General features: G+C 60.3%; 12 protein-coding genes. 2 read left to right on the top strand and 10 right to left on the bottom strand.

The features are described 5' to 3' along the window. Positions 1–110 precede the first annotated feature (110 nt). The 4 genes from GPL81_RS22140 to hflK (GPL81_RS22125) are packed head-to-tail and all read right to left on the bottom strand — an operon-like array spanning position 111 to position 6,077. Positions 111–2,024 (bottom strand): heavy metal translocating P-type ATPase, encoded by a 1,914-nt coding sequence (locus tag GPL81_RS22140; protein WP_160108449.1) that lies wholly within the window; start codon positions 2,022–2,024, stop codon positions 111–113. Further along, positions 2,021–3,079 (bottom strand): protease modulator HflK, encoded by a 1,059-nt coding sequence (hflK, locus tag GPL81_RS22135; RefSeq protein ID WP_160108448.1) that lies wholly within the window; start codon positions 3,077–3,079, stop codon positions 2,021–2,023. Before hflK (GPL81_RS22135) ends, GPL81_RS22140 begins: the two co-directional genes overlap by 4 nt. Continuing rightward, positions 3,076–4,122: a protease modulator HflC gene (gene hflC / locus GPL81_RS22130; protein ID WP_096514144.1), complete on the bottom strand. Its 1,047-nt coding sequence runs from the start codon at positions 4,120–4,122 to the stop codon at positions 3,076–3,078. Before hflC ends, hflK (GPL81_RS22135) begins: the two co-directional genes overlap by 4 nt. Continuing rightward, entirely contained in the window at positions 4,119–6,077 is a 1,959-nt protein-coding gene (gene hflK / locus GPL81_RS22125) for a protease modulator HflK (protein ID WP_160108447.1), read from the bottom strand. Before hflK (GPL81_RS22125) ends, hflC begins: the two co-directional genes overlap by 4 nt. Before the next feature lie 214 nt (positions 6,078–6,291). Here hflK (GPL81_RS22125) and lpdA point away from each other — a divergent pair, with 214 nt between their 5' ends. Next, positions 6,292–7,692, top strand: coding sequence for a dihydrolipoyl dehydrogenase (gene lpdA, locus GPL81_RS22120; RefSeq protein WP_160108446.1), 1,401 nt, complete (start codon positions 6,292–6,294; stop codon positions 7,690–7,692). 102 nt (positions 7,693–7,794) lie between these two features. On the opposite strand, the gene GPL81_RS22115 is transcribed toward lpdA, so the two are convergent. Continuing rightward, positions 7,795–8,268 carry an Lrp/AsnC family transcriptional regulator gene (locus GPL81_RS22115; RefSeq protein ID WP_096514141.1) on the bottom strand — a complete coding sequence of 158 codons (474 nt, stop codon included), beginning with the start codon at positions 8,266–8,268 and terminating at the stop codon, positions 7,795–7,797. A gap of 145 nt (positions 8,269–8,413) precedes the next feature. On the opposite strand from GPL81_RS22115, the gene GPL81_RS22110 reads away from it, so the two are divergent. Beyond that, positions 8,414–9,043 (top strand): LysE family translocator, encoded by a 630-nt coding sequence (locus GPL81_RS22110; protein WP_160108445.1) that lies wholly within the window; start codon positions 8,414–8,416, stop codon positions 9,041–9,043. Between the two features lie 3 nt (positions 9,044–9,046). On the opposite strand, the gene GPL81_RS22105 is transcribed toward GPL81_RS22110, so the two are convergent. The 5 genes from GPL81_RS22105 to GPL81_RS22085 all read right to left on the bottom strand — a co-directional run bounded on the left by GPL81_RS22105 (position 9,047) and on the right by GPL81_RS22085 (position 16,150). Then, positions 9,047–11,164 (bottom strand): hypothetical protein, encoded by a 2,118-nt coding sequence (locus GPL81_RS22105; RefSeq protein WP_160108444.1) that lies wholly within the window; start codon positions 11,162–11,164, stop codon positions 9,047–9,049. Beyond that, entirely contained in the window at positions 11,151–12,347 is a 1,197-nt protein-coding gene (locus GPL81_RS22100) for a DUF3142 domain-containing protein (RefSeq protein ID WP_160108443.1), read from the bottom strand. The genes GPL81_RS22105 and GPL81_RS22100 overlap by 14 nt, the downstream gene beginning before the upstream one ends. Before the next feature lie 49 nt (positions 12,348–12,396). Then, a complete protein-coding gene (locus tag GPL81_RS22095) occupies positions 12,397–14,427 on the bottom strand; it encodes a 2Fe-2S iron-sulfur cluster-binding protein (RefSeq protein ID WP_160108442.1) in 2,031 nt (676 codons plus the stop codon). A 63-nt stretch (positions 14,428–14,490) separates the two neighbouring features. After that, positions 14,491–15,117: a glutathione S-transferase family protein gene (locus GPL81_RS22090; RefSeq protein WP_160108441.1), complete on the bottom strand. Its 627-nt coding sequence runs from the start codon at positions 15,115–15,117 to the stop codon at positions 14,491–14,493. 130 nt (positions 15,118–15,247) lie between these two features. After that, complete coding sequence (locus GPL81_RS22085) at positions 15,248–16,150, bottom strand: LysR family transcriptional regulator (protein WP_160108440.1); 903 nt, start codon at positions 16,148–16,150, stop codon at positions 15,248–15,250. Positions 16,151–16,436 lie beyond the last annotated feature (286 nt).

Genomic DNA, 16,436 nt, shown 5'->3' with positions numbered 1-16,436 from the left:
TGTAGGAGCGAGCTTGCTCGCGAAGAACTCCAGAGCGCCGCGTATAGCCAGAAAACACGCGTAATCGTTAACGACCATCGTCGGAGCGCCGCCCGGAGCCGAGCTCGCTCCTACAAAGGATCGTCCTTGAGTTTCAGTAGCGGCTCCTGAAACCGCAGCAACCGCCCGGCATTACCCAATACCAATAATGTGCTGAGGTTGTGCAGCAACGCTGCAATCATTGCCCCGGCCGCGCCAAGCCAGCCGAACGCGGCGAAGGCCACAATGGCCAGGGTCCAGCCCAGACCGATGATCACATTCACCTGCAAGGTTTGCCGGCACTGGCGACTCAAGCGCACACAGGTCCCCAGGCGGCGCAAGTCGCTGCCGATCAACACGATGTCGGCCGAAGCCAGGGCGATATCCGCGCCACCCGCGCCCATGGCCACGCCGACCACACCGGCCTTGAGGGCCAACGAATCGTTGATGCCGTCGCCCACCACCATAGGCCGAAAACCATTACCGATTTCTTTCAACACACGGTTGAGTTTGTCCTCGGGCAACGCCTGCGCTTCGACGTCACTGATGCCCACATCCCGCGCCAACGTATGCGCGACACTTTGTCGGTCACCGGTGAGCAACAGTTGCCGGCCCAATCCAAGGTCACGCAACTCATTCAGGGCAAACCTTGCTTCGGGTTTCACACTGTCGGCCAGCAGCAGCCAGGCGAGGAATTCACCATTGAGTGCCAGCCCGGCAATCGGCCCGTCGTGGTCGGGTACGGCTGATACGGGAATATCCAATTGGGCGAACAATTCCGGTCTTCCGAGCGCCGCTTCACCCTGCTCCGTCATGGCCACCACCCCTAACCCCTGACGTTCATGAATATCCGTGAGCAACAAAAAATGCTCCTGCATCACCAACCCGGCCAGCGCCCGGCTCACCGGGTGACTGCTGGCCGAACCGAGGCTGGCGGCAAGTTTCAGGACATGGCTTCGGTCTTCAAGCGGGCTGTCGATGGATTGCAGGCGCAAGGTGCCAAAGGTCAGGGTTCCGGTCTTGTCGACCACCAGCGAAGTCAGGTCTGCCAGCTCCTCAAGAAACGCAGAGCTGCGAATCAGAATGCCGTGTCGCGCCGCCACCGCCACCCCCGCGATCGCTGTCGCCGGTGCCGACAACACGAGCGCACACGGACAGGCTGCCACCAGTACGGCGAGCATCGCCTGGGCATTGTTGGTGATGAACCAGGTCACTGCCGCCAGCAACAACACCAGCACCATGTAGCTGCCGGCGTAACGCTCCAGCAGCCGTGTGATCGGTGGCTTGGAACGTTCGGCGTTTTGCATCAGCGCGATAACTTTGCCGAGGGTCGACTCGTGGCCGGTACGGGTTACTTCAATGCGCAGCAGGCCGTCGAGGTTGATTGCACCACCAAACACCGGCATACCGACACCCGCCTCTATCGGCACCGACTCGCCAGTAATGGACGCGGTGTCGAGACTCGCCTGGCCGGACAGCACCAACCCGTCAGCCGGTACTCGATCGCCAGCGCGCACTTCCACCCGGTCACCTGCCTTGAGCGTGCCATTGTCGACTTCGACGATGGAACCGTCAGCCTGAATCTTTCGGGCATGGCTGCGCGTCAGCTTGCCGAGGGCGTGAATGGCTTCCTGCGAACCGATCACACTGCGCTCTTCCAGTACGTGGCCAAAGATCATGATGATCGGCAGCAAGGCAGCCGTCAGCAGATCGCCAGTCGCCCAGGCACCGAGCATGGCCAGGGCGATCAACTGATCGGTGATGCCGTGCAGGCTCGGGTAACGCAGGCTGTACCAGGCCGAACGCATAACCGGCACGGCCACTAGCACGGAAGCAAAACCGAGCAGCAATTGGCTGACGCCGGTCTGCTCGGGCGATAACCAGCGCCAGACAAGACCCAGCGCGAGCAAGCCGAGAGCGAGCATGGCCAGGGTCAATTGGCGGGCGGCGCTGCGTTGTTCGGCCGAGGACAACATGCTCGGTGCAGCGGCAGTTTGCGCAGTCATTGGGCAGCTCCCTGAATGATCAGGCGGGAATCGTCTTTGGGGTCAACCGTGGTCACCGAGCCAGCCTGGCCGAGAATTTTCGGCATCCGCTCGCGGTAGATCCGCAGCAACATTTGTGGGTCGGTACCCTGTTGTTGCGCCTTGGCCAGGCTCAACACCGTGGCAGTATCAGCAGAGGCTTTGGCCAATCGTTCGCTGGCCTGGGCATGGGCCACTTGCAGCACACGGTCGGCTTCTTCGTTGGCGCCCTGGGTCAGTTTCTCGGCGTCGGTGCGCGCGTTGGCCACGGCTTTGTCGGCTTGCTGGCTGGCCGTCAGTACGGCATTAAAGGCGTTCACCGCCGGGCCGGGCAAACTCGATTGCACATCGACACGCGCTACTTCAATTCCCAGGCCCTGCCCGGTTGCGGTCAATTCAGCCAGGCGTTGATTGATGCCTTGCACCAGGTCGCCACGCAAGCGCTCACGTCTTTCGGCAGCCTGGCTATCAGCTCCAATCAGTTCTGGTCGCGCCACCAGAATGGTGTCCAGATCTCGTGCCGCTGTCAGCGCAACCGCGCTACGGGTGACAAGCCGATCCAGTGCCGGCAGCACGTGTTCGCCTTGCACCACGAAGGCATAGGGGTCAGTGACTTTGTAGAAAACCCGAACATCGAGTTGCACCACCCCGGCATCGCCGGTCAGTAAATAGCCGGAGCCCGCCAGTGCATCACTGATCGGCGTGGCGAAACTGGCGACTCGATCGGCTTGTATGGCGGCACCACTGCGCAGCAGGTTTTCCACCCGACGCTCGATCACCCGATCCGCCGCCGGCAACAAAATGACCTGTTCAAACGGTCGCGGCCAAGCCAACAACAACCCGGCATTCTGGATGCGATCCAGGGCACCGAAATGCAAAACCACCGCACGGTCCTGTGGATCAATCTGCCGTACATTGGAGAATGCCCACGCCAAGGCGGCCAATACCGTCACTGCGTATAACGCGAGAAATGCCAAGCGCCCGGCCTGAATCCAGGGGCTACTCAACTCATTTGTTCCACGTGGAACCCAACTCATGGTTGCGATCCAGATTTGTTATCGAGGTTTGGCGGACCGTCAACCAACACCCGAAATGGCGCTGCATCGGTGCGCAGAATCAGCTTGGTTCCCGGCGTGACCACAGTGCCCAAGGTGTCGAGTGAACGAAGCAAGTTATACAGCTGCGGCGAACCAGCGTAGGCGCGCCCATAAATTTCTGCGGCTTCGACGCGCGATTGCGCTTCAATACCCGCTGCTTTCACCGTGGCATCGGCCTGCACGATTCGCGCATCACGCTCGGCGGCGGAACGAATTTGCGCCGCTTCACGCTTGCCGATGGCGGTACGTTCGGTGGCAATGGTTTCACGCTCGGCACGCATGCGATCGACCGTCGCGGTGAGGGTGACCGATGGCAAGGTCAGACGCTCGATGCCGACTTGCAATACGCGCACACCATAAGTGGCGAGCAACTGCTGATCGATTTGCTGGCGCAACTGCGCTTCGAAATCGGCGATGTGCACCTGACTGGCATCGGTGTTTACCAGGTTGGCCAGATCAAAACTGCTGGCGGTGGTTTCCAGCGCAGAGCCGACAAAAGTGCGAATCTGCCGCGCTGCTTCATCCGGCTGATTTTGCACGGCGCGCATGAAGCGCTGCACATTGTCCGGGTCACCCTGCACCTGCCACGCCACATACGCTTGAACGATGATGCGCAAACCGTCCCGCGTACCCACGTCCTGCAAACCGCTGGATGTGGTGCGTAGCCGCAGATCGACCGGGATCGCCGCTTCGAACGGCGCAGGCCAACGCCAGCCAAGCCCTGGCTCCAGCAAGACCCGCGACGGATTGCCGAAACGCGTGATGACTGTGGCTTCCCCCGAACGCACCTGTACCAGGCTCGCCGCTGCCACCGCGAACGCCACCAGCAAAACCGCCCACCCCATGCGCCGCCAGGGAAAAGGGCCGGCTTCCTGAGGATCGCCATGATGGTGATGATGATGGTGACCGTGGTGATGATGCCCGCCATGGCCGTGATCATGGCCGGCGTGATCATCGTGATCGTGAGTGTGAGACTGGCTCAATTGGCAGCTCCTGGCTGAGCGGTTTGACGCGACGGCGCAGGATCAGCCGGCAACGTGAATGTACGCAGGTCGATGGTCGGCGCATTGTTGCTGCCACCCAGACGATGATCGAGCACCAGCAACCTGGCATTGGCCAGGCCCTGGGAAAGCTGACTGAGGTATTGCTCCAACACAAAGGCCTGACCGGCACTGATGTAAGCTTTTCTCTCGGCGGTGAATTTGAGGTCGGCTGCTTGCGCAACCGCATTGATTTCACGGGCGCTGGCCGTTGCTTGATCACGGGCGATGCTCGCCTGCAACTGCGCCTGGTTGGTAGCCTCCGCGGCCGCTCCGCGCTCGCGAGCGATCAACGCCTGCACACCAATCTGTGCCGCTTGCACACCGTGATAGGCATTGGCGGCCCCGGCTGGCGGGTGAATCGCTTCGACCACCGTGGCGAGAATTTCCACGCCGCTGTCGAGTTTCTCCAGATCCCCCTGCACCGCGCGGCCGATTTCTTCGGCAAGCCCTACCCGGTCTTCGCCGAGCAAACCGTCGAGGGTTCGCGAGGCGAAGTCGTGGACCAGAATCCTGCTGGCGGTGCTACGAATCAGTGTCGGCACATCTGCGCTGTTGTAGGTTGCCGCCAGTGCCGCCTGATCGGTCAGGCCGATGCGATAGACGAAGCGCACATCCATGTTGACGATCTGAAAGCTCTGCTTTTCGGCACGGCTGCTGGCGATCACCTGGGATTTGTCGTTCACATGGCTCGCGTCCCACAGCCGATTGGCCGTGATCGGCGCCGGACCTTCGGCAGGGTCGACCTGCACGGGAGCCGAGGTTTCGCCAACGCTGGTGGCCAACTCGTGAACCACGCCGTTCTCGACACTCAACACCCGACCCAGCGGCCAAGGTAAACCGGCGTGCAAACCGGGACCGAACACCGTCACAGGTTTGCCGAAACGCTCGTAAATGCCCCGCCCTTGCAGCGGTATTTCATGGAGGCCAGTGAGTGACCAACCCACGAGTACAACAACGGCCAGCACCGGCAAAAATGCCCGACGCATGTAAGTGAAAGCCCAGATCTGCCGCAGGTCGATGCCGAAGCGGTTGTGCAATTCGTGCTGCAACGCCAGCAACGGCTGCGGTGGCCAGCGCAGCATGTCGGCGACAAAACTGCGCGCCAGCATTGCCGGTTCAAGTTGTTCGCGACGGGGACTGAACAATGACAGCACAACGCGCAACAACAATTCCACCGCGACCAGCCCCGGCAGGAGGCCGATCAGTACCGCCAGACGTACTGGCCAGATCGAGGTTTCATTGCCGAACAACAGGCACAAGGCACCGAGCACCAGGCTGATGATTGTGACGCGTGCCAGTTGCGACAATGCCCCGGCTTCTGGCCACTGCGCCGGGTTTTCCTGGGCCAGTTGACGCTCCAGCACCAGCAAACCGAAAGCCAGCAACAACGCCAGCGCCGCGCCGACCGTGGCCGACAAGCCCAACGCGGCGGGTGGCAGGCCAAGGTTCCAGACCTGTTCGATGCAAAGCAGCGCCAACAATGCCCAACCGCCGAGCCACAGTGTCGGCGCACCGATCTGCTTGAGGGTGGTCAGCCAGCGCTGGCCTATGCGCACCAGCAGCCGTTCGTACCAGCCAACCGGAGATTCGATTTCTTCAACTACAACCGCCGGCATGACCGGACTCAGCGCCCGCGCTCGCCATTGCGTCACCCACCAGGCCGATTGAAACCCAGCAACCAATACGAGCAACGCAGCGCTTTGATTGAACAGCAACGCCGGCCAAAGAGATTGCGACGCAAACAGCCCCACAAAAAAACCCAGCACCAGCCCCATCGCCGCCAACGCGCCGAAGCCAATAGCGAACTGACGCAATCGCCGCCCTTGAAAAACCGCCTGTTGAAAGCGCGGCAGCCCGGCTATCTGCGCCTCCTCCACATCGAGATCGACTTGCATACCACCCCAGTGTTCAGCTTTGTTTTATCGCAATTCGTTACGATATAACGAAAATGGTGAAATATTCGTACTTAATTGCGCTATCTAAAAACGCTCGACCTGTCCCTTGGCTGAAGCCTTGACCGAAACTCGTCAAAACGCACATATTATGTACGTAATTTTTTATACAACTACCTTTACACCTTCCGTCCTCTTTCGATCCAGGAGTCATTCCATGAGCACTTATGACGTCGTGATACTCGGCGGTGGCCCCGGCGGCTACAACGCAGCCATCCGCGCAGGGCAACTGGGTTTGAAAGCAGCTTGCGTAGAAGGACGCGCCACCCTCGGCGGAACCTGCCTGAACGTCGGCTGCATGCCGTCCAAGGCGTTGCTGCACGCCTCCGAACTTTACGACGCGGCCATGGGAGCGGAATTCGCCAACCTGGGTATCGAGGTCAAACCCACGCTCAATCTCACCCAGATGATGAAACAGAAGGAGGAAAGCGTCACCGGGTTGACCAAAGGCATCGAGTTTCTCTTTCGCAAAAACAAGGTCGACTGGATCAAGGGTTGGGGCCACATCGACGGGCCGGGCAAAGTTACGGTGACGGACAACGCAGGCGGCAAGACCGAATTGAGCGCCAAGGACATCATCATCGCCACCGGTTCCGAGCCCACTCCCCTGCCCGGCGTGGACATCGATAACAAGCGCATCCTCGACTCCACCGGCGCGCTGTCACTGGCAGAAGTGCCCAAGCACCTGGTGGTGATCGGCGCCGGCGTGATCGGCCTGGAGCTGGGATCGGTGTGGCGGCGTTTGGGCGCTCAGGTGACCGTGGTCGAATTCCTCGACCGGATTTGTCCCGGTGTGGATGGCGAAGCGGGCAAAACCCTGCAGCGCTCGTTGAGCAAGCAAGGCATCAGCTTCAAGCTGAGCTCGAAAGTGACCCGCGCGACAACGTCCGATAGTGGCGTCCAACTGAGTGTTGAACCTGCCGCGGGCGGCACGAGCGAAACGCTCGAAGCCGATTACGTACTGGTGGCCATCGGACGCCGACCTTACACGCAAGGGCTGGGGCTGGAGAACGTCGGCCTTGCCACGGACAAACGCGGCATGCTCGCCAACAAGGGCCACCGCACCGAAGCCGCCGGGATTTGGGTCATTGGCGACGTGACGTCCGGACCGATGCTCGCGCACAAAGCCGAAGACGAAGCCATGGCCTGTGTCGAGCAGATCGTAGGCAAGGCCGGCGAGGTCAACTATGAGTTGATTCCCAACGTGATCTACACCAAACCCGAACTGGCCAGCGTCGGCAGGACCGAAGAGCAACTGAAGGCCGAAGGCCGGGCATACAAGGTCGGCAAATTCCCCTTTACCGCCAACAGCCGGGCGAAAATCAATCACGAAACCGAAGGCTTCGCCAAGGTTCTGGCCGATGAGCGAACGGATGAAATCCTTGGTGTTCACCTTGTCGGGCCGAGTGTCAGTGAAATGATTGGCGAGTATTGCGTAGCCATGGAGTTCAGCGCCTCGGCCGAAGATATCGCCCTGACCTGTCATCCACACCCGACCCGCTCCGAAGCTTTGCGCCAGGCGGCGATGAATGTGGAGGGGATGGCGACTCAGATGTAAGGCTGAAGATGTGTAGTGACTGCATCGCCAGCAGGCTCGCTCCCACAGTGGCTCAATGATTCCCTGTGGGAGCGAACCTGCTCGCCATGCAGTCGACTCGGTCTAAAGCGGCAAATGCTCAAGCGGCAACGCTCCTGGCGCCTTCACCGTATGAATAGCAAAGTTGCTGCGGATATCGCTCACGCCCGGCAACTTGAGCAAACTCCCCGTGAGAAACCGGTCATATCCGCGCAAGTCCGGCACCACCACCTGCAACAGAAAGTCGGATTCCCCTGACACCAGAAACGCCGAAATCACTTCGGGCAACGCCGTCACGGCCCGGCGAAAAGCTTCGGCCTGTTCATCGTTATGGCGCTCGACCTTTACTCCGACGAACACGGTCAACCCAAGTCCGACTTCATCGCGATCCAGATTGGCTTGATAGCCACGAATGACCCCGGCCTCTTCGAGCATCCGCACCCGCCGCAAGCACGGCGACGCAGACAAGCCGATCTCGTCAGCCAATTGCACGTTGCTCAGGCGACCGTCCCGTTGCAGCGCGGCGAGAATCTTGCGGTCGTAGGCATCAAGTTTCATGATTTGGCAGATCCAGAGAGTTCAACGGTCGTTTAATGGCAGGTTATGCCAAGACAGCCCGTTTTAGAAGCAAACTACGCAAGCACCTGCCCTGCCCCTTCGCCCTAGACTGGCCGTACCGAATCGACAACGAATGGGGTGCAACATGGCGGGACTCTGGCTGTTTTTCATGGCGCTGGCGGTGGTTTACCTGTTGCCGGGTCCCGACATGATTCTGCTATTGCAGACTGGCGCCCGCCAGGGCAAAGGCGCGGCACTGGCCACAGCCGTAGGGTTGGCTATTGCCCGGGGTTGCCATGTGGCACTGGCGGCGTTGGGGTTGGCGGCACTGTTCAAGGCTGCGCCCTGGACCTTCGAAGTGGTGCGTCTGGTCGGCGCCGCGTACCTGTTGTGGATCGGCATTCAGTGCTTGCGCACGACCCTGCTGCCAAGCCTGAACAGTTCGAATGCAACCGGCGAGAAGCCTCGTTATCAGCAAGCGATCCAGCGCGGTTTGCTGACTAACCTGCTCAACCCCAAAGCCCTGTTGTTCTGCTCGGTACTGCTGCCGCAGTTCATTGACCCGCACGCAGGCCCGGTGCTCACGCAATTCGCCACTCTAGGTGTGGTGCTGGTGGCCGTCGGTCTGCTGTTCGACAGTGCTTACGCCCTGGCCGGGGCCGCATTGGGTCGATGGTTGCAACGCAGTCCATCTGCCCAACGTCTGCAGCAATGGTTGTTCGGCAGCCTGTTGATCGGTTTCGCCGTGCGGCTGACCTTTGTTCAACAGGCTTGAACCTCACTGAACCTTGCGGCGGCGACGAATGATCAGCATCAGCGTCGCTGCGGTTACAGCCAGCACACTGACCCATTGCAACGCTGTCCTGTATGGCCGCAGCGCTGAGCGAGCCGCGTCAGTTACCTGAGTGACGTAGCGCTTGTCGGCGTTCTGGAAGTCGGGATACGGGCACTGATGACCGAAATCCGCCGCCCACGGTACAAATGGGCCTTCCTTGATGTAGCGCTGATAAAGCGCACTTTGTTCTTCCAGGCTGCTGTTCCACCCGGCCGCTTCGCACAGCACGGCGGCAAACGCCTGGCTGGTGTGGGGCAAGTTATCGGCGGCGCGACCGGCCAATGCCGTGGCGACAAACCGGTAGTGGTAACGTTGATCGGGTTGGGCGGCGCTGGCCTGCTGACGCGTCACCTCGTCCTCGGCCACCAGCGGACCGACCTTCAGCTCAGTCTCCTCAAGGCTGAAGTTGCCGCCGAACGTGGCGTAATCCGGGGCCATTTCGTAGCCGAGAATATCCATTCCCCACTCGCGCGCCGTCCAGGCGGCATTGAACAGTGCAGCAGCGCGACGCGTCGGCCACCATGCCGAATCGGCCGTCACACGTTGCTGGCCATACAACCTGGCTTTGTTGCGCAAGCCGTCGTTATCGAAATACGCCGACGCCTCTTCATAGTGCCCTTCGCGCAACAAACGCCGCCCAAGCAAATTGCGCAGTTTCGCCGCCACCGGCAGCGGTACGTAGTTTTCGCGATCCTGCTGAGTCAGCGGTGGCGGTGCCGGCACCTGGGTGTCGACGTAATGCTTGAGTTCATCGACGGTCAGCACACGCTCGGCGATCGTCGCGGCGTCGAGCCAGTAAATGTCATTGCTGCGATAAAGCTGATCGAACGCTTGCAGGTAATCCCCACGTTGCAGGGCCAGAATCGCGCTTTCGCCTTCAACCCGACACTTGGGTTGCAAGGATTCGAAAGCCCAGCCCGACGTCCGTCGCTCACCCCAGGACTCATCCCGCGGGAAGGCCTGTGCCGCTTTTGCGTACGCCGCAGCCGCCCCGTTTTTGTCGCCCTCACGCACCGCCAGTTTGGCCCGTAGCCACCAAGCCAGGCCACTCTCACCGGCGTGTTCGAGAAAAGCCTTGGCGCTGGTGTAATCGCCCTGTTGATAATTCACCGCGGCCAGCCGATCGGCATTGTCGAGACTGCCCCGGGTGCTGCTTTGCAGGAGCTTGATCAATTTTCCTTCGTGCGATGGTTGATCACCGAATGACCAGCCCAGTCGACTGATCAACGACGCAGTGACCAGTTGCTGTACCGGCTGACTCTTGAGCCTTTCAGCCAGTTGCGCCTCGGGCATCGACGCCAGCTCGGCCATCAACAACTTCAATGAGCTGTAGCCCACCGTCGAACCGTGACGGTTTTGCGTGGCGTAGAGTTCAATGGCGCTGTTCCAGTCGCCAGCGGTGCGCGCCACCCTGGCCTCTTCACCGAGGCTGGCGACGCCCAGTTCCAGCGGGTCACTGAAACCGTCGATGCTCAGTTGCCGGGTTTGCTCGAACGCCTTTGCGGACCGTGCCAGCAGGTCGGGACCCGCGTCCGCTTCCGAGCTCATGGCGAACAACGCCCGGCCCAACGAATACGCCGCCCAGGTGCTGCGCAACGCCCGTTGATCAGCTGGAAGCGCCAGTACCTTCTGGAAGTACTCTGCCGCCAAACCATGATCATTGGCAGCAAACGCCACCGCTCCGGCCACATATAACCTGAGCTCGGCGGGCAGACTCGCGCCTTGCGCTTCCACCTGACGGGCGTCGGTCAGGCCACGCAGTTGTTTCACCATCGCTTGCTGCTCGGCGGTCAAACCGGATTGCTCGGCCTGACTGCGTTGCTCTGCATAGTCGGTGGCGTCCAGACCATAGGCGACTTCGCTGATGTTCTTCAGGCCCGCGATCGTGTGCCCAAGTCGATTGATCTCAAACCGGAAACTGCCCTCCGGCAGCTCCGCCAGCGACTGGCCGCGGTTGTCCAGCAGGCGCGCTGGAAAGTCGGGCCCGCACGCCAATGCTGAACCCAGCGGCAGACTGAGGCTGAGGCACAGCAGATGGCGCGGCCAGTTACGGGTGAACATTCGACTCTCCTTGATCAATTTTTGCGCAGCGTGCCCAACCGATGGCACGCTGCCCACCGGCCGCTATCCGACCTTCACGCAGGCGGGTGAAGGTAAGCAGATCCGGGGTTTGTTGCAATGCATACCCGGCCAGCGCATCGGCCCCCTCGCAGCCTTGCACCGCCAGCGTCAAACGCTCGGGCCAAGCGCTGTCGAGGTTACCCTCGTTACGGATGCCGATGTCATAGAGGCCTTGTTGTGCCGAGAGGTTCAGTGCCAGCCGACTGTCGAGGGCATCACCACGCGCTACGGCGCGCAGGGTGGTCAGGCTCCAGGCTCGACGGTCATTGGCGAGCGGCAGGCGAAACCAGATCAGGCCGGCCAGATGCGTTGGCCGATCAGCACGTAATTGGGCGGCGAGCTGACTCAATTGCTGCGGATCGGCCCGCAATTCGCGGCGCTCGCCACCCCGTTCGATGCGGAGTTCGCTCTCGACGATTGGCGCACCGCTGGTGCTCGGCAACAGCGCCACACCATAAGCAGGCAGTGCCAGATAGAAGGGTTTAGGGGTGATGCGACTCCAGGACTTTGCCCACTGCCGCGCCAGATCCGGATCAAACAGGCCACGATGGGGATCGCTCACCGCGTGAACCTGCAACACGCTGCTGTCGACTGTGGATAACAATGCTGGTAATTCGGGACTGTCGAGCCAGGCCGGCAATGCGGTGATGCTCAGCGCCACAGAAACCGGTAGAGCCGCGCGCAAGTGCGCCAGAAATTCGCGATAGGCCGGTAGCCGAGCGTTACCGGCGTCGTGGTCGATTTCAACGCCGGCAAGCGTCAGCCCTTGTGCCTGCCACTCGCTGATCACCTGCGTAATCTGAGTTGTGACGTCGTCTTGATTCAGCGCCTTGAGCTGGCCATCGAGGCGAATGACTGCAATCAGTGGCCGACCGTCCGCCTTGAGCAGCACCGGATCAATCCGCGCACGACTCCAGCCTGCCTGGGGAAAGGCCTGCAACGCCAACACGCGCAGAGTGGAAAAGTCGGCGCGACTGTCTTTCAGGGCCGCTTCATGGGCCGGCGTCCATTGCCGTTGCCAGACGTAGAATTGCTGGTCGAGTGGCGGCGCGTCCTGTCGTCCGCAGCCATTAAGGAACGCCAAAGCAATAAACAACGCCGACAGACGCACGAACAAATACATAAAGCTCCTTGAGGTAAAACCGGTTCCGCCCAGCAGTTGCCGAAGGTTGCTACAAATCCAGCACCAAAGGCTGCGCTCCCTGAGCCGGAATCGCACAGCAAATCAGTATATGTCCTTCGTCCGGTACCTCCGCGGGTGGCTGTGGATAATTCACCTGGCCGCTGATAAGACGCGTTTTGCAGGTCCCGCAGGAACCGCCGCGGCAACTGAATTCGGGGTGCAGGCCACGGCTTTCCGCCAGCTCCAGCAGAGTGCCTCCATCGGGTTGCCAACGCGCCTCTTTGGCCGAACGCTCGAACACAACCGGCACTGAGGTGGTCGCGGCCGGTGGTTGCTCCATGACCACTGCGTCCGGGTCGGGACTACGACGCAACGTTGATGGGCCGAAGGTTTCGGCGTGAATCCGTGCATCACGAATATCCAGCTCTCGCAGGCTGTCGTACAGCGCTTGAGTAAAACTGCCCGGACCGCAGAGGACAAAATCCAGCTGATCGTAGTCCTCGGCCTCAATCAGGTTTTTGAGCAGTTCCACATCGATCCGCCCGGTCAAATCAAAGTCCTCCCCTTCCCGCGCCTCCGGCTCCGGTTGGCTGAGCAGGCGTACCACCCTGACCGCGTCCCCGACATCGTCGAGTAAACGATTCAACTCGGGACGAAAGACTTGATCAGCCAACGTGCGCGAACTTTGCAAGAACAAGGTCGGCCGGATACGGCGTGTGCGCAATCCTTGATAAACCACCTCACGCAACATCGACAGCAGCGGCGTGATGCCGACGCCAGCGGCCAACAGCACCAGCGGCCGACGCTCATTGGGCGCCACGGTGAAATGCCCTTGGGGTGCGCGCGCTTCCAACAGATCTCCGACACGAATCTGCTCATGCAGGTGCGAAGACACTCGCCCGTCACGCTTCACACTGATGCGAAAAAAATCGTCGGACGGCGCGCTCGACAAGCTGTACGTGCGGATGTGCACCTCGCCGTGAATGTTGAAGCGCAGCGGCAAATGCTGTCCGGCCTGAAACAAGGGCAAACCGGCGCCGTCAGCAGGCTCCAGATAAATCGAGCGAATGTTGCGGCTTTCCGCCTCGATCCGCGCCACCCGCAGCGGCCGCCACTGATCACCCAGCGCCTTTGCCTGCAAACGGGCGTTGGCTTGCGGCCAGGTGCCGGTCAGCAAGCTGGTGGGTGAGACACCATCGAATCGCCAACGCAGCGCAAGAGCAGCAGGACGACGCACTACGTGTTCCACGTGGAACATCCAAAGGCGTTCAGCACCTTGAAATGCGTCGACCTGCGGCCCTTCAAGGATGATTTCGGTGTGGCCGCTCAGTTGTAGCAGGTCACCCGAATTGAAATCGATAAACAACAAACCCGCCCTTGGATTGACCAGCAGGTTGCCCAGCGTATTGAAAAAAAGGTTGCCGGCAAAATCCGGAATGGTCAGCCGATTCCCTTCCACCTGGACAAAACCGGCCTGTCCACCACGATGGGAAACATCCACCGACCGTTCGCCCTCGACATCCACATAACTGGCGACAAAGAAGGTGTCTGCCTCGGCGATCACGGCTTTGGCGGCGTCATCCAGCTCGGTGAGATGTTGGGCGATGCGCATCGCCGGGTCCGCCAGTGGCACCGTGCGAAACTGGCGCAATTGAATGTACTGAGGGCAATTACCGTAAGACTGCTCCACCGTCACAGCGAACCCGCTGGCCGACAGGCCACCAATCCGCCCATTGATCCGGTTACGACGCCGGGTGTGCAGTTCTATCCCCAGCAGACCAATCGCCGCTCCATCGCTCAATTGCGCCGGATCATCGGCAGCTGGCAGGCTGTTGAATTGCAATAGCCCCGGTTCGGGCGAGTGCGCGAAGCCCGGCTCACCTTCCAGCACACTGGCCCAAGGATGACCGTTCGCATCGACCGCCCCAAACAACATGAACGGCAGTTGCTGATAGAAAGTGCGATGCTGGTCCGGCATCTCGCTGCGAATGACCCTACGACCCAGCACCTCCATTCGCTCGTGAACGCCTACATGAGTCTGCAACTGTTTCTCGCCGGCATGCCACGGTGAACGATCCATTACGGCTTCTCCCCTGCACCGATGGCGCAGCGTGAAAGGCCCGGAAAAGCCGGGCCACAAGTATCAGGCAGTTTTCTGCAGGCCCGCTACGGTGCGTGGCATGCCGACAAATCCGGGCAACGCCTCGACTCGGGCCAGCCAGGCGCGAATGTTGGCGTAGTCGTCCAGTGATACATTGCCTTCAGGCGCATGAGCGATGTAGCTGTAAGCGGAGACGTCGGCGATGGTTGGTTCGTTACCGACGAGGTAAGGCGCCTTGGCCAACTCCTTGTCGATCACCTTGAGCACGGTATGGGCGTAAGCAATTACTTCTTCGGCGTTGTAAGGCGCACCAAATACCGTGATCAGCCTTGCCCGGGCGGGACCGAATGCGATGGGACCCGCGGCGACGGATAACCAGCGTTGCACCTTCGCCGCGCCAACCGGATCGGCCGGCAGCCAGCGCCCGTTGCCATATTTTTGTGCCAGATACACCAGGATCGCATTGGAATCAGCCAACACCACGCCTTGATCATCCAACACCGGCACCTGACCAAAAGCATTCAGCGCCAGGAATTCCTGTTTTTTATGCTCGCCCTTGGCGAGGTCGACGAAGATCAGCTCGGTTGGCAGTCGCAGCAGCGAGAGCATCAGTTCCACGCGGTGAGCGTGGCCGGAACGTGGGAAGTTGTAGAGTTTAATGGCCTGCATGGTCGACTCCGCGGGTGAGTGGCGCTGTTCGGGAGCGATCAGCACCGATGGCCACCATCTTCTACCAGTCTCGAAAACAACTGAATAACCAGCAAACGCAATCCATTATTTCAACCAGTGAAATAACCGGTCAGCCCTGCAAGGCCGGATGTTCCCTGAGGGCCTTCACCATGATGTCGACAAAACTGCGAACCCGCGCCGCAGCCTTCCTCCCGCCTTGATACACCACATGGATCGGTAGTGGCGGCACTTCGAATTCGCTCAGAATGATTTCCAACTCGCCGGCCGCGATCTTGCTCGCCACCTGATAAGACAAGACCCGGGTGAACCCCAGACCAAGCGCTGCTGCGGTGATGGCGGCCTGGTTAGCCGTCACCACCAAGCGCGGTTCAGCACGAACACCCAGTGGCTCATCACCGTCAAGAAATGGCCAGCTTCTCTGCTGACCAATCGAGGACGTCGCAATGATCGGCGCCTGAGCCAGGTCTTGCGGATGTGTTGGTCGACCATGGATCGCCAGAAACTGCGGTGATGCAACAATCACCCTGCGCACTTGCCCCACCCGAATCGCATGCTGATTGCTGTCTGGCAACTCACCGATGCGCACGGCCACATCAACCCCCTCCTCGACCACACTGACGATTCGATCAACCAGCAACGCATTGATGGTGACGTCCGGGAATTGCGTCAGAAAACTCACCATCACCGGTGTAACGAACAACTCACCAAACAACACCGGCGCCGTAATTGTCAGCTGCCCACGGGGTTGGGCATGGCTGCCTGCCGCTGAATCTTCGGCTTCCTGCACTTCGGCGAGAATTCTCCGACAGTCTTCGAGATACCGCTGACCCGCCTCACTCAAATGCACACTGCGTGTGGTGCGAGTCAGCAACTGAGTACCGATGCGCCTCTCGAGCGCAGCCACCGCCCGTGTGGCGCTGGCGGCGGACATACCCAAACGCCGCGCCGCCGCCGAAAACCCCTGCTCCTGGGCAACGGCTGCGAAGACCTGCATTTCCTGGAAGCGGTCCATGGATATCTCCTCGATTCAGATAAAAAAATCGCAACCAGAGGCTGCGATTTTTAGAGGTGACGAAAAAAATGAAGGTAGTCACAACATGCTACGGACTTAAGAGCATTTCAAAGTGGCGTGTTGAATGGAATATACAAGAATGCTGCCCGAGTGGTGGAGCAAGTAAAGCAGGGTATCTGAAGGTGTAGTGAAAGAGGGAAATGAATGTTCAACGTCATTAATGCGGCATTATTGGCAGCCCAGAATGACAAAACCCCTACCTGCATACGCAGATAGGGGTTTCGGA

The sequence above is a fragment of the Pseudomonas izuensis genome (assembly GCF_009861505.1).
Lineage (GTDB): Bacteria > Pseudomonadota > Gammaproteobacteria > Pseudomonadales > Pseudomonadaceae > Aquipseudomonas > Aquipseudomonas izuensis.
The sequence above is the reverse complement of the archived record's forward strand: the minus strand, read 5'-3'. Positions and strand labels throughout refer to the sequence as shown.

What these genes read in the sequence shown, in the direction of transcription:
- GPL81_RS22140 (WP_160108449.1), bottom strand. Translation starts at nt 2,024, where the DNA reads ATGACTGCGCAAACTGCCGCTGCACCGAGCATGTTGTCCTCGGCCGAA.
- hflK (WP_160108447.1), bottom strand. Translation starts at nt 6,077, where the DNA reads ATGCAAGTCGATCTCGATGTGGAGGAGGCGCAGATAGCCGGGCTGCCG.
- GPL81_RS22115 (WP_096514141.1), bottom strand. Translation starts at nt 8,268, where the DNA reads ATGAAACTTGATGCCTACGACCGCAAGATTCTCGCCGCGCTGCAACGG.
- GPL81_RS22090 (WP_160108441.1), bottom strand. Translation starts at nt 15,117, where the DNA reads ATGCAGGCCATTAAACTCTACAACTTCCCACGTTCCGGCCACGCTCAC.
- GPL81_RS22110 (WP_160108445.1), top strand. Translation starts at nt 8,414, where the DNA reads ATGGCGGGACTCTGGCTGTTTTTCATGGCGCTGGCGGTGGTTTACCTG.
- hflK (WP_160108448.1), bottom strand. Translation starts at nt 3,079, where the DNA reads ATGAGTTGGGTTCCACGTGGAACAAATGAGTTGAGTAGCCCCTGGATT.
- lpdA (WP_160108446.1), top strand. Translation starts at nt 6,292, where the DNA reads ATGAGCACTTATGACGTCGTGATACTCGGCGGTGGCCCCGGCGGCTAC.
- GPL81_RS22095 (WP_160108442.1), bottom strand. Translation starts at nt 14,427, where the DNA reads ATGGATCGTTCACCGTGGCATGCCGGCGAGAAACAGTTGCAGACTCAT.
- GPL81_RS22100 (WP_160108443.1), bottom strand. Translation starts at nt 12,347, where the DNA reads ATGTATTTGTTCGTGCGTCTGTCGGCGTTGTTTATTGCTTTGGCGTTC.
- GPL81_RS22105 (WP_160108444.1), bottom strand. Translation starts at nt 11,164, where the DNA reads ATGTTCACCCGTAACTGGCCGCGCCATCTGCTGTGCCTCAGCCTCAGT.
- GPL81_RS22085 (WP_160108440.1), bottom strand. Translation starts at nt 16,150, where the DNA reads ATGGACCGCTTCCAGGAAATGCAGGTCTTCGCAGCCGTTGCCCAGGAG.